Here is a 19,630-nt window from a genome sequence, read left to right as displayed (position 1 = left end):
GAACCGGCTTCGCCGGGCCGCTGGTGTTGCCCCCGGTAGGGGGTTGGCGAAGCGACACGAAGTGCGCGCAGACTGGGGGCGAGCCCTTATCGCTTGTTCTTGATCGGGATGTTCATCTCTTCAGGCTTGATCTCGCGCACCAGCTCGGGCACTCCCCACGCGAACGCCGGGTCGACCTTGATCTTGAAGTGGTACATCGACTGCATCGCCTGGTGGTCTTCCTTGCGGAAGGTCATCTTGCCCTTGGGCGTGTCGAAGCTCATGCCTTCCATGGCGCCGATGAGCTTGTTGCTGTTGGTGTCGCCGCCCGTCTTCTTGAGCGCCGTGACCACCGCCATCGCAGCCGAGAAACCGCCCGCCGTGAAGAAGTCTGGCGGTGTCTTGAATTCCTTGTAATGCGCCGACACCAGTGCCTCGTTGACCGGGTTCTTCGGAATGCCGAAGTAGTAGTACGCCGCGCCTTCCATGCCCGGCAGGTTCTTGTAGGCCGCCATGGCCGGCAGGATGTTGCCGCCGGTGGCAATCTCGATGCCGTAGCGCTTCAGGTCCAGGTCGACAATCTTGAAGGGGTTGCCCGCGCCGGCCCACACGATCCAGATGATCTTGCGGCCAGGCTGGTCCTTGAGCTTGTCGATCAGCCGCTGTGCGCCGGCCGTGAAGTCGGTGGTGGCGGGCGGCAGGTATTCCTCATGCACCAGCTTCGCCTTCTTGAGCGCGGCGCCGAAGGCCTTGACGCCGTCGCGGCCGAAGGCGTTGTCCTGCGCGAGCGTGGCAACGGTCACACCCGCCTTGTCGATGGCCACTGCGTTGGAGATGGCGTCCTGGCTCGAATTGCGGCCGGTGCGGAAGATGTACTTGTTCCACTTGTCGCCGGTGATCGAATCGGCCACCGCGGGCTCCACGATCAGGATCTTCTTGTACTCCTCGGCCACCGGCAGCATGGCGAGCGCCACACCCGAGGCCGTGGGACCCACCGCCAGCGCGGCCTTGTCGTCGGAGTAGGCGGCCGCCAGAAGCGACTTGCCGAGGTCTGGCTTGCCCTGGTCGTCCTTCTCGATGACCACGAGCTTCTTGCCGTTGACGGTCATCGTGCCGCCGGTGGCGTAGTCCAGGCCCATGGTGAAGCCGGTCTGCGTCTGCTTGCCGTAGGCCTCGAGCGGACCGGTCTTGCTGTAGATGTGCGCGATGCGGATTTCGTTGGACTGGGCCCAGGCGGGTGCTGCGGCGGCGCAGGCGGCGAGTGCGGCCAAGGCAACGAGGTGGCGACGGTTCATTCTTTGTCTCCTTTGATAGGTGACTGAATATTGCACACTTCGTGCCAGCGGTTAACCCATTGATAACAAACGCTTCTTCATTTGGAAGAAGCGCCATCCGACTGAATTCAGAACAACTGATGTGTCTGAATTTTGATCACGTGTCTATCAATCAGTCAGGGTTTTTGCGGAGCAGGCCGGGTCGCGTGCGCTTCACGCCTGCCGCTCCTGGCTCGTCATCCGCTCATACAGGGTTGCACGCGAAATGCCGAGCAAGCGCGCGGTCGCCAGCTTGTTGCCGCCGGTGGTCGCCAGTGCCGCGGCAATTGCCTTGCGCTCCAGTTCGGCCACCTGTTGTGCAAGCGGCCGGAGCAGCGCCGCCTGCTCGTCGGCATCGTGCGCACTCTGCAGCGTGGCCGGCAACTCGATCTGCTCCAGCCCTGCCTCGCGCAGGATGCGCTCCAGCTGCGCGGCATCGATGCGCTGCGAATCGCTGCGCATGGTCACCTGCTCCAGCACGTTGCGCAATTCGCGGATGTTGCCGCGCCAATGCTGGCCTGCGAGCAGTGCCAGTGCATCGGGTGTGAGCTCTGGCGGCGCCTCGCCGCTGCGCAGCGCCATGTCTTCGCCCAGTGCTTCGACCAGCGCCGGAATGTCGCTGCGGCGCTCACGCAGCGGCGGCACGCGCAGCGGCAGCACGTTGAGCCGGTAGTACAGGTCTTCGCGGAACTGGCCGCGGCGCACCAGCTCCGGCAGGTCGCGCGAGGTGGCGGCGATCACGCGCGCATCGAAGGGCACGAGCTTGTTGGAGCCGAGCGGTTCTATCTCGCCCTCTTGCAGCGCGCGCAGCAGCTTGGCCTGCAGGCCGAGCGGCATGTCGCCGATCTCGTCGAGGAAAAGGCTGCCGCCATCGGCCAGCTTGAACTTGCCCTCGCGCCCGCGTCTGTCGGCGCCGGTGAAGGCGCCGGGGGCAAAGCCGAAGAACTCGGCCTCCAGCAGCGTGTCGGGCACGGCCGCGATGTTGACGCTGACGAACTGCCCCTTGGCCCGCGCCGATGCTGCGTGGATCGCATGCGCGAGCAGCTCCTTGCCGGTGCCGGTTTCGCCGAGCAGCAGCACCGGGCTGGTCGACTGCGCGGCGCGCCGTGCATGGCGCTTTACTTCCACCGCCGCGGGGCTGCTGCCGATGAAACTCGCAAAGGTGTATTTCGAGCGACGCTGGCCATCGGCCGCATGCAGGTAGAGCGGGTTGTTGCGCTGGGTTGCGAGCTCGCGCCGCGCATCGTCGAGGTCGCGCTGCAGCAGCGCAAACTTGCTGATGAGCGGCTGCAGCGTGGTTTCGGGCTGGTCGAACAGCACGATGCCGATGGCGCCGATCACCTCGCCTGCCTCGCCCTTCTGCCCCTCTTGCCCCTCTTGCCCGGCGCGCAGCGGAATGCGGCTGACAACGAAAGTACCCGCTTTGTTGGTGAGCAGGTCGACCAATATCGGCTCGCCGGTCTCGAGCACGCGCCGCATCTGCGTGTTGGGAATCACGTCTTCGACCATGTGCCCCATGAACTGGTCGATCGACGAAAAACCCAGTGCCGGCAAGAAGCGCCGGTAGCCTTCGTTCACCCACACGATGCGCCCGCTGCGGTCGACCAGGAACATGCCCTGGCTGATGCTCGAGAACAGATGGAACATCGACCGCGCCGCCAGCGCGAGGATGCCCTCGGCATCGAGGGGCAATGCGGAGGATGCGGCAACAGGTGGAACGGCGGGCATGGGCGGATCGTAGCGCGCATCAATCCGCAACAAATCGGACATCAATGCGGCACTGGAATTGTCCAGAATTCACATTCAGCCGAGGAGTGCGACTAAAGCCCTCATCTCGCCTTAATTAAATCAATCGTTTGATTGCCTGCATGGTGTAATCGCGGGCATGAGCGCTTCCGCCCTTCAAGCCATTACCGCCCGCGCCCCTCGAAGCGACGGCGTTGAAGCGCGCCAGCGCCTTCTCTACGCCGCGCTCGCCCTCTTTGCGGCCAACGGCTTCGCCAAGACTTCCACGCGCGAGATTGCGCGCAACGCGGGTGTGAACATTTCGGCCATCAGCTACTACTTCGGCGACAAGGCCGGCCTGTACGCCGCCACCTTCGGCGAGCCGATGGGCGGCAATGCCGGAGACTTCGTGCAGCTTTACGACGCACCCGACATGCCGATCGAAGAAGCGCTGCGCATCTTCTTCACCCATATGATCGAGCCGCTCAAGCAAGGCGAGGTCGTGCGGCAATGCATTCAGCTGCACCTGCGCGAAATGCTCGAGCCCACCAGCCAGTGGGCCGAAGAAATGGAGCGCGACATCAAGGCGCCGCACAAGGCCATTGCGGGCATTCTGTGCCGCCGGCTCGGCCTTTCGCGGCCTGACGACGACGTGCATCGCCTGACCTTCGCCATTACCGGCCTGGCCATGCAGCTCTTCGTGAGCCAGGACCTCGTCGAGGCCATACGCCCCTCTTTGCTGAACACGCCGCGCAGCGTCGACACCTGGGCCCAGCGCCTCACCGGCTACGCGCTTGCGCTGGTCGAGGCCGAAGCCTTGCGCCGCCAGGCCGCCGCCAAGCCCGCGGCCGCACCAGTCCGATCCGGGAGAAAGAAGACATGAGAAGACTTCGATTGATTTACACGCTATGCCTGCCGCTCGGCCTCGGGCTCGGCCTCAGCGGCTGCGGCTTCATGAGGCCGCCCGCCGCGGTGGAAGCGCCGATGCCCGCGCAGTGGCACGCGCCGCTGCCGCACGGCGGCTCGCTCGCGTCGCTGGCCGACTGGTGGCGCCAGTTGGACGACCCGCTGCTGGTCGAGCTCATTGCCGCGGCCGAAGCCGCGAGCCCCAATGTTGCGAGCGCCGCGGCGCGCGTGGCCGAGGCGCGCTCCACGCGCATTGCAGCCGGAGCGGCGCTGCTGCCCAACCTGGACGGCTCGCTTTCGGGCAGCCGGGGTGTCTCGGGTTCGTCGCTTGGCTCGGGCGCTTCAGGCGCGTCGTCCGGCAGCGGCGGCGCCACTGCACTTGCGCCGGTTACCACGCTGCAGGCGGGCCTTCAATCGCAATGGGAAATCGACCTGTTCGGCCGGCTGCGCGCCGACCGCGATGCCGCGCGCAACCGGCAGGAAAGCGCCGATGCCAAGTGGCATGACGCGCGCGTTGCAGTGGCAGCTGAAACCGCCAACGCCTATTTCGCCGAGCGCGCCTGCCAGCAGCAGTTGCGCGTGTCCGAATCGGACGCACGCTCGCGCGGAGAAACCGCGCGGCTCACCGATCTCTCGGCGCGCGCCGGCTTTACCGCGCCAGCCGATGCCGCACTCGCACGCGCCAGCGCATCCGACGCCTCCGGCCGCCTGACCCAGCAACGCGCACTGTGCGCAGTGCAGCGCAAGGCGCTGGTGGCGCTCAGCGGCATCGACGAAACAACGCTGGAGCAAAAGCTCGCAGCCTCGCCGGCGCAGCGCGCGCTGCCGGCGGTGGGCAGCATTGCCAGCGTGCCGGCACAGGCCATCTCGCAGCGGCCCGATGTGTATTCCGCCGAACTGGGCGTGGCCGCCGCAAGCGCCGACGTGGGTTCGGCCGAGGCCGCGCGCTATCCGCGCCTGTCGCTCTCGGGCTCCATCGGCCGCATGCAGATTCGCACCAGTGGCTTCCGCGAATCGCTCGACACCTGGACCGTGGGGCCGGTTTCCCTGACAGTGCCCCTGTTCGACGGCGGCACGCGCGCCGCCAACGCCGAAGCGGCGAAGGCGCGCTACACCGAAGCCGTCTCGCTCTACCGGGCCAACGTGCGCCAGGCGGTGCGAGAAGTGGAAGAAGCCTTGGTCAACCTCGACAGCACCAACGCACGCGCCACCGATGCCGACACGGCCGTGCAGAACTACCAGGCCTCGTTCGACGCCACCCAGGCCCGCTACCAGAGCGGCCTGGCCAGCCTGTTCGAACTGGAGGATTCGCGCCGCACGCTCTTTGCGGCGCAAACCGCGCGCGTCTCGCTGCAACGCGAACGCACCGAAGCCTGGGTTGCGCTCTACCGCTCGATGGGCGGCGGATGGGCCCGTCCCGAATCGCCCTCTATGACCTCCAACCCGACCGCCAAGGTCGCGACGTCGCCATGAAAAGAATCAAACGCTCTACCCTCGTCATCGCGCTGCTGGCGCTCGTCCTCGTGGTTGCCGCGGCCTTGTGGCTGACGCGCAGCAAACCCGCGAGCGAGCCCGGCGCCACCCCCGCGGCCGCCAAGGGCAAGGACGGCGCACCGCCGCCCCGGCCGACCCTGACGGTGACCGTCGCCAAACCCGAGCCCACCGAACTGACGCTCACCCTCGCGGCCAACGGCAACGTGGCGGCCTGGCAAGAGGCCAGCGTGGGCTCCGAATCGAGCGGCCTCAAGCTCGCCGAAGTGCGCGTGAACGTGGGCGACGTGGTGAAGAAGGGCCAGGTGCTGGCCGTGTTCTCGCCCGAGACGGTGCGCGCCGACATCGCGCAATCGCGCGCCTCGCTGGCGGAAGCAAAGGCCACCGCCGCCGACGCCGCAGGCAACGCGGCGCGTGCCCGCACGCTGCAAGCCACGGGCGCACTGAGCCAGCAGCAGATCAACCAGTACCAGACGGCCGAGCAAACCGCCAAGGCACGCGTCGAAGCCGCCGAGGCCGTGCTGGCGGCGCAGGAAGTGCGCGGCCACAACACGCAGGTGCTGGCGCCCGACGACGGCGTGATCTCTTCGCGCACCGCCACAGTCGGCAGCGTGGTGGCCGCCGGCACCGAGCTGTTCCGGCTGATCCGCCAGGGCCGGCTCGAATGGCGCGCGGAGGTGACCTCGGCCGAGCTCAGCCGCATCGCAGTGGGCACCACGGCCTTCGTGGTCAGCGCAAGCGGCGCGCAGGTGCGCGGCAAGGTGCGCAGCATCGCGCCCACGGTCGATCCGCAAACGCGCGCGGCGCTGGTCTATGTCGACCTGCCGAACGTGCAGCAGAACACCGGCATCAAGGCGGGCATGTTCGCGCGCGGCGACTTCGAACTCGGACGCAGCTCGGCACCCACCGTGCCTCAGAGCTCCATCGTTCCGCGCGACGGCTTCAACAACGTGTTCATGCTGCTGCCCGACAACCGCGTGGCGCAGCTCAAGGTGCAGACCGGCCGCCGCGTCGGTGAGCGCGTGGAGATCACCAGCGCCCTGCCCGAAGGCGCGCAGATCGTGGTGCAAGGGGCCGGCTTCCTGAACGACGGCGACCTCGTGCGCGTCGTGGCGGCGCCCGCACCGGCCACCGCAGGGGCTCAGCCAGCCGCTGCGCCTGCATCGGCCCCCGCGGGCAACGCGGGCACCAACGAAACGAAGGCACGCCCATGAACGTTTCCGCATGGTCCATCCGCAACCCGATTCCGGCGGTGATGCTGTTCGTGCTGCTCACCTTTGGTGGGCTGCTGTCGTTCAACGCGATGAAGGTGCAGAACTTTCCGGACATCGACCTGCCGACCGTGACGGTCTCGGCATCGCTGCCCGGCGCCGCGCCTTCTCAGCTGGAGACCGACGTTGCGCGCAAGCTCGAGAACTCCATTGCCACAGTGCAAGGCCTGAAGCACATCACCACCAAGGTGCAGGACGGCGCCGCGACGCTCATCGTCGAGTTCCGCCTCGAGAAGCCGGTGCAAGAAGCCGTGGACGACGTGCGCTCCGCAGTGCAGCGCGTGCGCGCCGACCTGCCGGCCGACGTGCGCGACCCGGTCGTCACCAAGCTCGACTTCGCGGCCCAGCCGGTGCTGGCCTTCACCATCGCCTCGCCGCGCATGGACAGCGAGGCGCTGAGCTGGTTCGTCGACAACGACGTGACCAAGAAGCTGCTCGCGCTGCCCGGCGTGGGTGCGGTCAACCGGGTGGGCGGCGTCACGCGCCAGGTGCATGTCGATCTCGATCCGGCCAAGCTGCAGGCGCTGGGCGCCTCGGCGGCCGACATCTCGCGCCAGTTGCGCCAGGTGCAAACCGAAAGCGCGGGCGGCCGCATCGACCTGGGCGGCAGCGAGCAGCCGGTGCGCACGCTGGCCACCGTGCAGTCGGCGGACCAGCTCGCCGACATGCAGATCGCGCTTTCCGACGGCCGCCGCATCCGGCTCGACCAGGTGGCGCGCATCAGCGACACCATTGCGGAGCCGCGCGCCGCGGCGTTGCTCAACGGCAAGCCCGTGGTCGGCTTCGAAGTGGCGCGCAGCCGCGGCGCCAGCGAGGTGGAGGTAGGCCGTGCCATCCAGAAAGCCTTGGCCGATTTGCGCGTGCAGCGGCCCGACATCGAGCTGACCGAAGCCTTCAACTTCGTCGACCCGGTGGAAGAAGAGTACGACGGTTCGCTGCATCTGCTGTACGAAGGCGCGATCCTGGCCGTGATCGTGGTGTGGCTGTTCCTGCGCGACTGGCGCGCCACTTTTGTCTCGGCCGTGGCGCTGCCCATGTCCGTGATTCCGGCCTTCATCGGCATGCACCTGCTGGGCTTTTCGGTCAACGTGATCTCGCTGCTCGCGCTCTCGCTGGTGGTCGGGATATTGGTGGACGATGCCATCGTGGAGGTGGAAAACATCGTGCGCCACCTGCGCATGGGCAAGTCGCCGTACGAGGCGGCGATGGAGGCGGCCGACGAAATCGGCCTGGCGGTGATTGCCACCACCTTCACGCTGATTGCGGTGTTTCTGCCGACGGCCTTCATGAGCGGCGTGGCCGGCAAGTTCTTCAAGCAGTTCGGGTGGACGGCTTCGCTGGCGGTGTTCGCGTCGCTGGTGGTCGCGCGGGTGCTCACGCCGATGATGGCTGCCTACATCCTGAAGCCGGTCGTCGGCGCCGAAAAAGAGCCGCGCTGGCTCACGGCCTACATGCGCGCGGTGGAGTGGAGCACGCACCACCGCTTCAAGACGATGGTGTTCGCCACCCTCTTCTTCTTCGGTTCGCTGGCGATGATTCCGCTGCTGAAGACCGGCTTCATTCCGCCCGACGACAACTCGCAAACGCAGATCTATCTCTCTCTCGCGCCCGGCTCCACGCTCGCGCAGACCACCGCCGCCGCGGAAGAAACGCGAAACCGCGTGATGAAGATCCAGCACGTGAGAAGCGTCTACACCACAGTGGCGGGCGGCAGCGCGGGTGGCGACCCGTTCGCCAACTTCGGCACGCCAGAAACACGCAAGGCCACGCTCACCATCAAGCTGGACGACCGCGGCGACCGGCCGCGCAAGCAGGTGATCGAAAACCAGATTCGCGCCGCGCTCGAAACGCTGCCCGGCGTGCGCAGCACCGTGGGCCTTGGCGGCTCGGGCGAAAAATACATTCTTGCGCTCACCGGTGAAGACCCCGCGGCCTTGGCCAGTGCGGCCAGCGCGGTCGAGAAAGACCTGCGCACGGTGCCCGGCCTCGGCAACATCACCTCCACCGCGAGCCTGATTCGCCCAGAGATTGCGGTGCGGCCCGACTTCGCACGCGCCGCGGATCTTGGCGTGACCAGCTCGGCCATTGCCGAGACCTTGCGCGTGGCCACGCTGGGCGACTACGACCAGGCGCTGGCCAAGCTCAACCTCGCGCAACGGCAAGTGCCCATCGTGGTGAAGCTCGAAGATTCGGCGCGCCAGAACCTCGATCTGCTCGGCCGCCTTTCGGTGCCGGGTACACGCGGCCCGGTCATGCTGAGCCAGGTGGCGTCATTGACGATGGAAGGCGGCCCGGCCGTCATCGACCGCTACGACCGCTCGCGCAACGTCAATTTCGAAATCGAACTCTCGGGCGTGGGCCTGGGCGATGCCAAGACAGCGGTCACGTCGCTGCCATCGATCCAGAAGCTGCCGCCCGGCGTGCGCGTGACCGAGATCGGCGACGCGGAAGTGATGACAGAGCTGTTCGCCAGCTTCGGCCTTGCAATGCTCACGGGCGTGCTGTGCATCTACATCGTGCTGGTGCTGCTGTTCAAGGATTTCCTGCATCCGGTGACGATTCTTTGCGCATTGCCCTTGGCACTGGGCGGGGCGTTCGTCGGTTTGCTGATCGGGCAGAAGGCACTGTCGATGCCGTCGCTGATCGGGTTGATCATGCTGATGGGCATTGCCACAAAGAACTCGATCCTGCTGGTCGAATACGCGATCGTGGCGCGGCGCGACCACGGCATGAGCCGCTGGGACGCGCTGCGCGACGCCTGCCACAAGCGTGCACGGCCCATCATCATGACTACGCTCGCCATGGGCGCGGGCATGTTGCCGATTGCGGTGGGCCTTGGTACGGCCGACTCAAGCTTCCGCTCACCGATGGCAATGGCGGTGATCGGGGGGCTGATTACCTCTACCGTGTTGAGTCTCTTGGTGGTGCCGGCTGTGTTCACGTATGTGGACGACATCGAGCACTGGATTCGGCGAACTGTGCGCAAGTTGCGGGGGCAGCCGGCTGATCCGCACATCGACGACGACCTGGTCGAGGCACCACGGACTTGAATGTGCTGCGCCCTCTCCTGTGCTGACTGCGGGGAGGGCGTTGGTTTTTACGCCGTTGCTTGCGGGTTTTTTGTTTGGGGCGCCGCTGTTTTGGCGCCGCTGTTCAGGGCGTGTGCAAAGGCCACCGGGTACTCCCCTCCGCGAATGTCCCCCGGGGCTGCGCCCCTCCTCCTTTATTTCGCTGCGTGGAGCACCCGATGCCCTGTGCACCGGGGCACGCACGTGGTGTTCCGCTGATCAACCACTGCTCTGTGCTACGCACCCGCTGGCGGGGTGCCTTGCGCAGCGAAATAAAGGAGGAGCCGAAGGCGGGGGACATTCGCGGAGAAAGGTACCCCGTCGGCGGGTGCGCACCCCGAAGCGCCACGGGGACTATTCACGCCCCCGCGCCCGAGAAAAATTACTGGGCCGCCAACCGTGCCAGCTTTCGATCGCTCATCCGCTTGGCAACGCGCGGCAACACCAGCACCGCCACGATGATGACCACCAGCGTGATCGACATCGGCCGCTGAAAGAACACCGAAGCGCTGCCTTCGCCAATCGACATGGCATTGCGCAACTGCGCTTCCGCAAGCGGCCCGAGGATCATGCCAACCACCACCGGAGCGGTTGGAAAGTCGAAGCGGCGCATCACCACGCCGAGCAGGCCGATGCCGTAGAGCAGGAACAGGTCGAACGCGCTCTGGCGCATGCCGTAGGCACCCACCGTTGCGAAGATCAGGATGCCCGCGTAGAGCTGCGGCTTGGGAATCTTCAGCAGCTTGACCCACAGGCCGACCATCGGCAGGTTCAGCACCAGCAGCATCACGTTGCCGATGTAGAGCGAGGCGATCAGCGCCCAGACCAATGCGGCGGAGGTCGTAAACAACTGCGGCCCAGGCTGAATGCCGTAGTTCTGGAATGCGCCGAGCAAGATGGCCGTGGTGTTCGACGTCGGAATGCCCAACGTGAGCAGCGGAATCAACGCCGCGGTCACCGTGGCGTTGTTGGCGGCTTCGGGGCCGGCCACGCCTTCGATGGCGCCCTTGGTGCCGAACTCGGCCTTCGCGTCCGCGTCCTTGGCCAGCTTCTTTTCCGTCGCGTAGCTCAGGAACGTCGGAATCTCGGTGCCGCCGGCCGGAATGCAGCCGAACGGCGTGCCGATGGCGGTGCCGCGCAGCCATGCGGGAATCGAACGCTTCCAGTCGCGCGCTGTCATGTGCACGCGGGTCAGCTTGTTCTGGCCCTCGACCACCCTGCCCTCGTAAAGCACGGCATACAGCACCTCGGCCACCGCGAAGAGGCCCACTGCCACGAGCACGATCTCGATGCCGTCGAGCAGTTCGGGAACGCCGCCGGTGTAGCGGCCCTGGCCCGAGATCTGGTCGAGGCCGATGCAGCCCGCCGCCAATCCGACGAACAGCGCTGTCATGCCGCGCAGCGTGCTCTTGCCGAGCACCGCACTCACCGTGGTGAAGGCCAGCAGCATCAGCAGGAAATACTCGGGCGGGCCGAGCTTGACCGCGAACTCGGCGACAAACGGCGCAAACAAAGTGACGATGACGGTGGCGATGGTGCCGGCCACGAAGGAGCCGATGGCGGCGGTGGCAAGCGCAGCGCCCGCACGGCCGCTCTTGGCCATCTTGTTGCCTTCCATCGCGGTGACCATGCTGGCCGTTTCACCCGGCGTGTTGAGCAGGATCGACGTGGTCGAGCCGCCGTACATGGCGCCGTAGTAGATGCCCGAGAAGAAGATCATCGAGGCCGTGATGTCGACCTTGCCGGTAATGGGCAGCAGCATGGCCACCGCAACGGCCGGGCCGATGCCAGGCAGCACGCCGACGGCTGTGCCCAATGCACAGCCCACCAGACACCAGAGCAGATTGACGGGAGTGATCGCCGCGGCGAAACCCGCCATGAGTGCGTTGAAGATTTCCATGTCAGAGCCAGCCTGTGGTCGTGAGGCCCGGCAGATTGATGGCCAGGAACTTGGTGAACATCCAGAACACGGGGGCCGAGATGAGCGCGCCCGTCAGCAGATCGATGGACCAGGTGCGCGGCGAGCTGGCCGAAGGCTGGCCGCTCGCGCGGCGCAGGCCCTGCACGGCGAGCAGGTAGCACAGCATGCAACTCAGGATGAAGCCGAGCGTGGTGATCAGCGCTGCGTTGAGCAGCAGGCCGGCCGATACCCAGACGAAACCCGGCCAGTAAGCATGCTCGGCGCCCGAGGGTGCGTCGAGTTCACGAAAGCCGCCGGTGCGTGCTTCCCAGAGAATCCAGGCGCCGCACAAGGTGAGCACGCCCGACACCAGCCAAGGCAGAAAATTGGGGCCGACGCCGCCGTAGCCGGCTTCTGAAGAAATGCCGATTGCGCCGAAACCCAGCGCCAGGCCGGTCAGCAGCACACCCGCCCCGACCAGGGTTTGCGGCCACGTGGCCGCGGGTTGCGGCGAGACCGAGGATTCTGGAGTTGTCATTTTTTCTCCCACAGTCAGGGAAAGGAATGGGGCCCGTTGAAGGGCCCCACTATCGAAAGAGCCCCCAATCTCCGAAGTGCGCGAAGACTGGGGGCGAGCTAAATTCAGATCATTCCGGACTTGGCCATGATGGCGCGCAGGCTGGCGAAGTCGTCGTCGACGAACTTGGCGAAAGCCTCGCCCGACAGCACGGCCGGCGTCCAGTCGTTCTTCTTGAGCGACTCGGCCCACGACGGGCTCTTGAGGGCGGCCAGCACCATGTCGGTCAGCGCCTTGCGCTGTTCGGCGGTAATGCCGGGGGCGCCATACACGCCGCGCCAGTTGCCGATTTCGACGTCGATGCCCTGCTCCTTGAGCGTGGGCACGTTGATGCCCGGCAGGCGCTGGGCGGAGGTGACGGCAATGGCCCTCATCTTGCCGGCGGCAATGTACTCGGCGAATTCGCTGTAGCCGCTGCCGCCCACGGTGACGTTGCCGCCCAGGATGGCAGCGGTGGCCTCACCGCCTCCGCGGAAGGCCACGTAGTTGATCTTGGACGGATCGGCGCCGACCTTCTGCGCGATCATGGCCGCTGCAATGTGCTCGGTCGAGCCGCGCGAACCGCCGCCCCACTTCACGCTGCCCGGGTCTTTCTTGAGCTGCTCGACCACGTCCTTCATGGTCTTGAAGGGCGAGTTGGCCGGCAGCACGAACACGTTGTATTCGGTGGTGGTGCGGACCAGCGGCGTGGCTTGCGACAGGTTGACCGGCGGCTTGCCGGTGATGATGCCGCCGAGCATGACGGAGCCCATCACCATGAGCGCGTTCGGGTCGCCCTTGGAGCCGTTCACGAACTGGGCCAGGCCCAGGGCCCCGGCGGCGCCGCCCTTGTTGTCATAGGTGACCGTGTCGGCCAGCTTGGCGTCGGTCAGTGCCTTGCCCAGCGCGCGGCCCGTGGTGTCCCAGCCACCGCCCGGGTTGGCTGGAATCATCATCTTGACGTTGGCAGCGGCGCGCGCCGACAACGGCAGGGCCCCGGCGGCGGCCAGCGCGGCCAATGACTTCAAAAAGGTGTCGCGACGCATCGTTGTCTCCTGAGAACTAAAGAAAACCTGACTTGGACCTGAGCCGCTATCATGCGCCGCCCCGCTGTCAGTTGGCTGTCCGCCGGACTGGGGAAAACACCGAAGTACCATTCCCCCGCCACACACCCCCCATGAAGCTGCTGCTGGTCGAAGACGATCCCTCGATGCAGGTCACCCTGCAGCGCGCCCTCGCCCGCAGCAAGATCGACGTGCGCATCTGCGGCGACGGCGCCCTGGCCGTCGAGCAATGGCGCGAGCTGGAGCCCGATGTGGTGGCGCTCGACCTGAGCCTGCCCAACCTGGACGGCCTCCAGGTGCTGGCCCAGGCCCGCGCTGCAGGGCTGCGCACGCCCGTGCTGCTGCTGACCGCCCGCGGCACCGTGGGCGACCGCATCATGGGCCTGAATGCCGGGGCCGACGACTACCTGCCCAAGCCCTTCGACCTCGACGAACTCGAAGCGCGCATCCGGGCGCTGCGCCGGCGCCACCAGAATGCCGGCCCCGACGTTGGCCTGAACCCCCAGGAGGTGGGCGGCCTGCGCTTCGAGCCCGAAAGCGGCGCGGTCTACCACCGCGGCGGGATCCTGGAACTGACGCCGCGCGAGCTGGCGCTGCTCAAGGCACTGATGATGAAGCCGGGCCACGCCGTGAGCAAGGAGCGCCTGTTCGAACTGGTGTTCCCCGGCGAAACCGATGTGCAGTACGAAGCCGTGGAAGTGGTGGTGTATCGACTTCGCAAAAAGCTGGCGGGCACCGGCGCGGCGCTGATGACGCTGCGCGGACTGGGCTACCTGCTGCGCGCCGAACCATGAAGAAGGCCTTGTCGCTGCGCGCGAGGCTGCTGTTCGGCATTCTCGCGCCGGTGGCGCTGTTCATCGTGATCAACAGCGTGAGCCTGTACCGGCAGAGCCTGGCCGCGGCCACCACGGCCTACGACCGCACCCTGCTCGCCTCGGCCAAGACCATTGGCGAGCAGCTCGACGTGGAAGGCTACGACGAAGCGGCGCGACTGCGCGCCATCGTTCCCTATTCCGCGCTCGAAGCCTTCGAGGCCGACAACCGCAGCCGGCTTTTCTACCGGGTTTCCGCGCTCGACGGGGAAATGGTTTCGGGCTTTGCCGAACTGCCGTTCTGGCGCGGCCAGATTCCTGACCGCGGGGCCTATTCGGCGCTGGTCGACTTCTACGACGCGCGCTTTCGCGGCCAGCCGGTGCGCGTGGCCGTGTTGCTGCAACCCGTTGCCAGCGCCAAGGGCCGCGGCATGGCCGTGGTGCAGGTGGCCGAGACCCTCGAGCTGCGCGAGACGCTGGTGCGCAAGCTGCTTACCGACATGCTGTGGCGCCAGTTGCTGCTGATGGGCGTGACCGCGCTGGTCACCGTGCTTGTGGTGCAGCGCGCCACGCGGCCTGTGCGCGAGCTCGGCGAGGCCATTGAGAAACGGGCGGCCGACGACCTCTCGCCCATCGATGCGCCCGATGCGCCGCGAGAACTGCGCCCGCTGGTCGACGCCACCACCGAGGTCATGGGCCGGCTGCAGCGCTTGCTCGACCACCAGAAGCGCTTTGTGCGCGACAGCGCTCATCAGTTGCGCACGCCGCTGGCGGTACTGAAGGCGCAGGTGCAATCGGCACGGCGCGGCGACGTGGCGCCCGAACAGGCGCTGAGGGAGATCAGCCAGACCGTGGAGCGCGCCACGACGCTCGCCAACCAGATGCTTTCGCTCGCCAAGGTGGAGCAATTGCGCCAACAGCCGGAGTCGGTTCCTCTCGAGCTCGGCGAAGTGGTGCGGCAGATTGCGCTGGACCTCTCGCCGCTCATCGCAGACAAGGCGCTGGACTTCGAACTGGCCGTGGACCAGCCCGTGACGGTGCGCGCACACCGCTGGATGCTGCAGGAGCTCACACGCAACCTGCTGCACAACGCCATCAAGCAGAGCCCCCGGGGCGGCGCCTTGTCGGTCATGGTTCAGTCCACCGGCGGCGAAGCAGTGCTGACGGTGCGCGACGAAGGCCCCGGCATTTCAGCCGAGCTTCGCCAGCGCCTGTTTGCGCCCTTTTCCGCCGGCGACACCGGCAGCGGCTCCGGGCTGGGCCTGGCCATCTGCCGCGAAATCGTGCTGGCGCTCGGCGGGCGCATCAACCTCGACAACCGCGGCGTGCAGGAAAATTCCGCACAGGTGGTCGGGCTCGACGCTGTCGTGCGGCTCCCTGTCTACCACCACAATTCCTGAATATGGATCGCTTGCGCATCGACAAATGGCTTTGGGCCGCCCGCTTCTTCAAGACGCGGTCGCTGGCCGCGGAAGAGATCGGCAAGAACCGGGTGCAGGTGAATGGCGACGTCGCCAAGGCGTCCCGCGAGGTCAAGGCGGGCGACACCGTGGCCATTCGCCTGGGCGCCGTCACGCGGACTGTGCTGGTGCGCGGCCTGAGCGGTCAGCGCGGGCCAGCGCCAGTGGCGCAGCAGCTCTATGAAGAGACGGCGGAGAGCATTGCCGCGCAGGCCGCCGCGCGCGAACAGCGCCGCATGGGCAGCGAGCCGGCACTGGCCATCGAGCAGGGCCGGCCGACCAAGCGCGACCGCCGGGAGCTCGACGGCGCGGCGCGGCACGCCGACTGGGACAACCGCTGGAGCGCGTCCATCGATCCGGATGAGTCCGACCGCTGACCGCCGATCGCGTACGCTGCGTGTTTTTGCACGGAGCTCCGGTTCATGGCCAGCCTTAAAAAATACCGCGTCGGCAGCAGTTTCCAACTCTCGCAGGTGAGTCCCGGCGAAACGCCGTTTCTCGAGGGCAACGAAGCCGCGCAAATCGCCGAAATAGACGAGCTGGCGGGCGAACTCGACGAAATGCAGGACCTGCTGCATGCCGAAGGCCGCCGCAAGGTTCTGCTGGTGCTGCAAGGCATGGACACCAGCGGCAAGGACGGCACGGTGCGCTGGGTCTTTTCACGCACCTCGCCGCTGGGCGTTCGCGTGACGGCCTTCAAGGCGCCCAGCGACGATGAACGCGCGCGCGACTACCTCTGGCGCTGCCACGCGGTCGTGCCGCGCACGGGAGAAATCGCGGTATGGAACCGCAGCCATTACGAAGACGTTCTGGTGCCGGCGGTCGAAGGCTGGATCGACAAGGCCGAGACCAGGCGGCGCTATGCGCAGATCAATGATTTCGAGCGCCTGCTGGTTGAAACGGGCACGGTCGTCGTCAAGTGCATGCTGCACATCGACAAGGACGAACAGCGCGAACGGCTCCAGGCCCGTATCGATACGCCCGGCAAGCAATGGAAGTTCAGCATGGGCGACCTCGAGGTGCGCACCAAGTGGAGCGCCTACCAGCAGGCCTACGACAAGGCGCTGCGCGCCACTTCGACGGAACACGCGCCCTGGTACGTGATACCTGCCAACCACAAGCGGCACCGCAATCTCATGATTGCCAAGCTGCTCATGAAGACCCTGCGCGAAATGAAGCTCAAGGCGCCGCCCGCGGATCCGGCGCTGAAGGGAATGATCATCAAGTGATCGGCGGGCGCAGGTCGTCGGCGCACGCGGCGCCGGCATCCTCGGGAGTCAGGACCTGCGAACGGCCGACTGGCTTAGCGCGCGGCACTTGCCGAATTCGCAGCGCACGGCCAACGGCGCGCCGTTCGAGCACGGCACGCTGTACGCCTCGTAGCCCGGGCCCTTTGCAGTCAGCTCTGCCCGCGGCTGGATGCTGCACTGCCTGGCCTTGGCGACGACTTCGGCGTTGTAGGTGTCCACGCCGGTGCGGCGCGGCGCCAGCACAACTTCGGGATTGAAGGAATGGCCGTAGAACGTGTCGCGCACGTTCGGGTCGAGATTGCGGTAGCCGCGCTTTGCCATGCAGTGCACGATGGCCGTCTGCTGGTGCTCGGCGATCACCTCCGCATCAGGGCGGTACGACATGTCGATGATGGCGGCCGCGATGCCCCCTTGAGCTGCAGCGGCGACGATGCCCTGGCCGTGCACGGTGATCAGGCCCAGGCCCAGCGCCAGCCACATGGCGTCGCCCGTTTCGCTGCGTGCAGTGATGCGGGTCGCCGCGGTGCGGCAATCGGCCACGTCGCTGTCGTACCGGGCCTTGTCGACGCCTTGCATGGCCACCATGGGCACATAGGAAAGCCCCGACCCTGTTCCAGGCGCCGTCGGTGTCGGCGGCGTGCTGACGCACCCGGCCAATGCAACAACGGCGCACACGACGCTCAGCAGCAGCTTCATGGAGATTCCCTCGTCCTCTTCGCGATAGTTCGGGCGATTTAACCATACAGATGGTTACTTTTGCCACAGTTTTGTCGCAAAGCTGCTACGGCTCGGGTGGTTGGACGATATTTATTTACGCTCGTTTCTGATCTAGGCAGATCAATGCGCCCGCTCGCAAGTGGCGACGCAGCGAATTTGAATACTTTGGAAAACCTTTTGCTCGGCGCGCTTCATGGCGCTTTCAGCCGTGCCACGATATGCCAGCACGAACCGACAGGCCTCTTGAAGGAAGCGGCGCCACGCATGAAGACAACGAACCCCGGCAACGCAATCCGCGAACTCTATGCAGCGCTCTGGCACTTTGCCGCGGGTGCCCGCGGGCAGTTGGTGGGCGCCACTGCGCTGCTCGGCGTTTCACAGCTGATCCGGCTCACCCTGCCCTATCTGGCGGGCCAGGCGATCAACGCGCTGCAGCGCAACGAATTCGGCGCAGCCGGCCGCTGGATTGCCACGCTGGCCGGCGTCTACATCGGCGCGTGGGCCCTGCACGGGCCGGGCCGCATCCTCGAGCGCAACGTGGGCGTGACGGTGCGCGAGGCGCTGGCCGACCGGCTCTATGCCCGCATTGCCGCCGCGCCGCTGGTCTGGCACGACAGCCACCATTCGGGTGAGCTGCAGCATCGCGTGCACCAGGCCAGCCGGGCGCTGTCGGATTTTGCGCAGAACCAGTTCATCTGGCTCACGAACGCCGTCAACTTCGTCGGGCCGCTGGTCGCCCTCGCGCTGCTCTCGCGCACCAGCGGGCTCACCGCCTTGGGCGGCTATGTGCTCGTCGCCATCGTCATCCTGCAGATCGACAAGGCGCTGATGCGCCTGGCCCGCGCCGAGAACGACGCCGACCGGCGCTATGTGTCCGCCCTGCTCGACTTTCTGGGCAATGCCTCGACCGTCATCGGGCTGCGCCTGCAGGGCGCCTCGCGCCTGCTGTTGCGCCGCCGCATGGCGGCGATCTCGCTGCCGCTCAAGCGCACCGTCGTGTTGAATGAAGGCAAGTGGTTTGCCGTCGACCTGATGGGCCTGGCGCTGACCTGGGGCCTTGTGGTGATCTATGTGTGGCAGGCACGTACCCCAGGGCAGGCGGTGATGCTGGGCGCGGTGTTCATGATCTACCAGTACGCACAGCAGGCGGCTGGCGTGGTGACATCGGTTGCCGCCAACTTCTCGTTCTTTGCGCGCATGCACACCGACTACAGCAGCGCCGGGCCCATCTGGCAGGCGCCGAAGAGCAGCGCCGCAGAAACACCACCCGATGAAGTCCCCGAGCACGAGCGCATCGCGCCCGATGCGGCGTGGGCGACGCTGCAGGTCGACGGATTGCAGTGGAACTACGCGCTGCGCGGCCCGGCGTCGGTGGCCGACGAAGAGCCAGTACGCGGTGGACTCAAGGCCGTCGCGCTGACCCTTCGGCGCGGGGAGCGCATCGCCCTGGTCGGCCCGAGCGGTGGTGGCAAGAGCACCTTGCTTCGCGTGCTGGCAGGCCTGTACGCGCCGCACGGAGGCACGCTCGCCATCGACGGGCAACAGTCGGATTGGACGCAACTGCGCCGCATCGCCACACTGATTCCACAGGAAACCGAAGTGTTCGAAGCCAGCGTGCGCGAGAACCTTTCGTTCGGCCGGCCGTTCACCGATGAGTCATTGCACGCCGCGCTGCACGCCAGCGCGTTCGACGAAGTGCTCAAGGCGACCAACGGAGACCTGGACACGCCCGTGTCCGAGCGCGGGTTCAACCTCTCGGGCGGTCAGCGCCAACGCCTCTGCCTGGCGCGTGGCGTGCTCGCGGCGCAGGGCAGCTCGCTGCTGCTGCTCGACGAACCCACCAGCGCGCTGGACGCCGGCACCGAATCTCGCGTGCTGGAGCGAATTGCCGACGCATTCCCCCGTGCCTGCGTGGTCGCATCGATCCATCGGCTGAGCCTGCTCGACCGCTTCGACACCGTGGTTGTGATGGAAGCCGGCAGAGTGCTCGACGCCGGGCCGCGCGATGCGGTGTTGAAGCGCCAGCCCTTGCTGCAGCGGATGGTTGCGCCCGGGGAGGCAGAAGAGACTTCCCAATGAAAAACGCACCCGAAGGTGCGTTTCAAAGTGTCATGGATA

15 protein-coding genes are annotated in these 19,630 nt (G+C 66.6%); 9 read left to right on the top strand and 6 right to left on the bottom strand.

What is annotated here, in order from left to right; translation table 11 throughout:
• Nucleotides 1–86 precede the first annotated feature (86 nt).
• Together EJI00_RS21655 and EJI00_RS21650 are read right to left on the bottom strand one after the other, a co-directional pair.
• On the bottom strand, nt 87–1,274 hold the full coding sequence (locus EJI00_RS21655) for a substrate-binding domain-containing protein (protein WP_126749543.1): 1,188 nt from the start codon (nt 1,272–1,274) through the stop codon (nt 87–89).
• Between the two features lie 192 nt (nt 1,275–1,466).
• Nucleotides 1,467–3,020, bottom strand: a complete 1,554-nt coding sequence (locus EJI00_RS21650) for a sigma-54 interaction domain-containing protein (RefSeq protein ID WP_126749542.1) — start codon at nt 3,018–3,020, stop codon at nt 1,467–1,469.
• A 157-nt stretch (nt 3,021–3,177) separates the two neighbouring features.
• On the opposite strand from EJI00_RS21650, the gene EJI00_RS21645 reads away from it, so the two are divergent.
• The 4 genes from EJI00_RS21645 to EJI00_RS21630 are packed head-to-tail and all read left to right on the top strand — an operon-like array spanning nt 3,178 to nt 9,735.
• Nucleotides 3,178–3,900, top strand: a complete 723-nt coding sequence (locus EJI00_RS21645) for a CerR family C-terminal domain-containing protein (protein WP_126749541.1) — start codon at nt 3,178–3,180, stop codon at nt 3,898–3,900.
• A complete protein-coding gene (locus EJI00_RS21640; RefSeq protein WP_126749540.1) occupies nt 3,897–5,396 on the top strand; it encodes an efflux transporter outer membrane subunit in 1,500 nt (499 codons plus the stop codon). The genes EJI00_RS21645 and EJI00_RS21640 overlap by 4 nt, the downstream gene beginning before the upstream one ends.
• Complete coding sequence (locus tag EJI00_RS21635; protein WP_126749539.1) at nt 5,393–6,628, top strand: efflux RND transporter periplasmic adaptor subunit; 1,236 nt, start codon at nt 5,393–5,395, stop codon at nt 6,626–6,628. Before EJI00_RS21640 ends, EJI00_RS21635 begins: the two co-directional genes overlap by 4 nt.
• The gene (locus EJI00_RS21630; RefSeq protein ID WP_126749538.1) at nt 6,625–9,735 is read left to right on the top strand and encodes an efflux RND transporter permease subunit; all 3,111 of its coding nucleotides are present in this window, start codon (nt 6,625–6,627) and stop codon (nt 9,733–9,735) included. The genes EJI00_RS21635 and EJI00_RS21630 overlap by 4 nt, the downstream gene beginning before the upstream one ends.
• A 400-nt stretch (nt 9,736–10,135) precedes the next feature.
• Here EJI00_RS21630 and EJI00_RS21625 read toward each other — a convergent pair whose 3' ends face one another.
• From EJI00_RS21625 to EJI00_RS21615, 3 genes are all read right to left on the bottom strand, one after another.
• Nucleotides 10,136–11,653: a tripartite tricarboxylate transporter permease gene (locus EJI00_RS21625; protein WP_126749537.1), complete on the bottom strand. Its 1,518-nt coding sequence runs from the start codon at nt 11,651–11,653 to the stop codon at nt 10,136–10,138.
• Between the two features lies 1 nt (nt 11,654).
• Complete coding sequence (locus tag EJI00_RS21620) at nt 11,655–12,191, bottom strand: tripartite tricarboxylate transporter TctB family protein (protein WP_126749536.1); 537 nt, start codon at nt 12,189–12,191, stop codon at nt 11,655–11,657.
• A gap of 104 nt (nt 12,192–12,295) precedes the next feature.
• Complete coding sequence (locus tag EJI00_RS21615) at nt 12,296–13,255, bottom strand: Bug family tripartite tricarboxylate transporter substrate binding protein (protein WP_126749535.1); 960 nt, start codon at nt 13,253–13,255, stop codon at nt 12,296–12,298.
• 131 nt (nt 13,256–13,386) lie between these two features.
• Between EJI00_RS21615 and EJI00_RS21610 the strand changes: the two genes are divergently transcribed.
• The 4 genes from EJI00_RS21610 to EJI00_RS21595 are packed head-to-tail and all read left to right on the top strand — an operon-like array spanning nt 13,387 to nt 16,774.
• The gene (locus EJI00_RS21610; protein WP_126749534.1) at nt 13,387–14,067 is read left to right on the top strand and encodes a response regulator transcription factor; all 681 of its coding nucleotides are present in this window, start codon (nt 13,387–13,389) and stop codon (nt 14,065–14,067) included.
• Entirely contained in the window at nt 14,064–15,485 is a 1,422-nt protein-coding gene (locus EJI00_RS21605; RefSeq protein WP_126749533.1) for a sensor histidine kinase, read from the top strand. Before EJI00_RS21610 ends, EJI00_RS21605 begins: the two co-directional genes overlap by 4 nt.
• Before the next feature lie 2 nt (nt 15,486–15,487).
• Complete coding sequence (locus EJI00_RS21600; RefSeq protein WP_126749532.1) at nt 15,488–15,922, top strand: RNA-binding S4 domain-containing protein; 435 nt, start codon at nt 15,488–15,490, stop codon at nt 15,920–15,922.
• A gap of 45 nt (nt 15,923–15,967) precedes the next feature.
• Nucleotides 15,968–16,774, top strand: coding sequence for a PPK2 family polyphosphate kinase (locus EJI00_RS21595; protein ID WP_126749531.1), 807 nt, complete (start codon nt 15,968–15,970; stop codon nt 16,772–16,774).
• Nucleotides 16,775–16,822: 48 nt separating this feature from the next.
• On the opposite strand, the gene EJI00_RS21590 is transcribed toward EJI00_RS21595, so the two are convergent.
• Nucleotides 16,823–17,491: a hypothetical protein gene (locus EJI00_RS21590; RefSeq protein WP_126749530.1), complete on the bottom strand. Its 669-nt coding sequence runs from the start codon at nt 17,489–17,491 to the stop codon at nt 16,823–16,825.
• Between the two features lie 285 nt (nt 17,492–17,776).
• Here EJI00_RS21590 and EJI00_RS21585 point away from each other — a divergent pair, with 285 nt between their 5' ends.
• Nucleotides 17,777–19,591: an ABC transporter ATP-binding protein gene (locus EJI00_RS21585; protein WP_126749529.1), complete on the top strand. Its 1,815-nt coding sequence runs from the start codon at nt 17,777–17,779 to the stop codon at nt 19,589–19,591.
• Nucleotides 19,592–19,630 lie beyond the last annotated feature (39 nt).

The sequence above is a fragment of the Variovorax sp. DXTD-1 genome (genome assembly GCF_003984625.1).
Taxonomy (GTDB): domain Bacteria; phylum Pseudomonadota; class Gammaproteobacteria; order Burkholderiales; family Burkholderiaceae_C; genus Variovorax.
Note: the sequence above shows the minus strand (reverse complement) of the source record. Positions and strands in the feature narration are given on the sequence as shown.

Excerpts from the sequence above, each read along its gene's own strand:
- EJI00_RS21615 (WP_126749535.1), bottom strand. The coding sequence starts at position 13,255 with ATGCGTCGCGACACCTTTTTGAAGTCATTGGCCGCGCTGGCCGCCGCC.
- EJI00_RS21635 (WP_126749539.1), top strand. The coding sequence starts at position 5,393 with ATGAAAAGAATCAAACGCTCTACCCTCGTCATCGCGCTGCTGGCGCTC.
- EJI00_RS21650 (WP_126749542.1), bottom strand. The coding sequence starts at position 3,020 with ATGCCCGCCGTTCCACCTGTTGCCGCATCCTCCGCATTGCCCCTCGAT.
- EJI00_RS21590 (WP_126749530.1), bottom strand. The coding sequence starts at position 17,491 with ATGAAGCTGCTGCTGAGCGTCGTGTGCGCCGTTGTTGCATTGGCCGGG.
- EJI00_RS21630 (WP_126749538.1), top strand. The coding sequence starts at position 6,625 with ATGAACGTTTCCGCATGGTCCATCCGCAACCCGATTCCGGCGGTGATG.
- EJI00_RS21620 (WP_126749536.1), bottom strand. The coding sequence starts at position 12,191 with ATGACAACTCCAGAATCCTCGGTCTCGCCGCAACCCGCGGCCACGTGG.
- EJI00_RS21645 (WP_126749541.1), top strand. The coding sequence starts at position 3,178 with ATGAGCGCTTCCGCCCTTCAAGCCATTACCGCCCGCGCCCCTCGAAGC.
- EJI00_RS21625 (WP_126749537.1), bottom strand. The coding sequence starts at position 11,653 with ATGGAAATCTTCAACGCACTCATGGCGGGTTTCGCCGCGGCGATCACT.
- EJI00_RS21600 (WP_126749532.1), top strand. The coding sequence starts at position 15,488 with ATGGATCGCTTGCGCATCGACAAATGGCTTTGGGCCGCCCGCTTCTTC.
- EJI00_RS21605 (WP_126749533.1), top strand. The coding sequence starts at position 14,064 with ATGAAGAAGGCCTTGTCGCTGCGCGCGAGGCTGCTGTTCGGCATTCTC.
- EJI00_RS21585 (WP_126749529.1), top strand. The coding sequence starts at position 17,777 with ATGAAGACAACGAACCCCGGCAACGCAATCCGCGAACTCTATGCAGCG.
- EJI00_RS21610 (WP_126749534.1), top strand. The coding sequence starts at position 13,387 with ATGAAGCTGCTGCTGGTCGAAGACGATCCCTCGATGCAGGTCACCCTG.
- EJI00_RS21655 (WP_126749543.1), bottom strand. The coding sequence starts at position 1,274 with ATGAACCGTCGCCACCTCGTTGCCTTGGCCGCACTCGCCGCCTGCGCC.
- EJI00_RS21595 (WP_126749531.1), top strand. The coding sequence starts at position 15,968 with ATGGCCAGCCTTAAAAAATACCGCGTCGGCAGCAGTTTCCAACTCTCG.
- EJI00_RS21640 (WP_126749540.1), top strand. The coding sequence starts at position 3,897 with ATGAGAAGACTTCGATTGATTTACACGCTATGCCTGCCGCTCGGCCTC.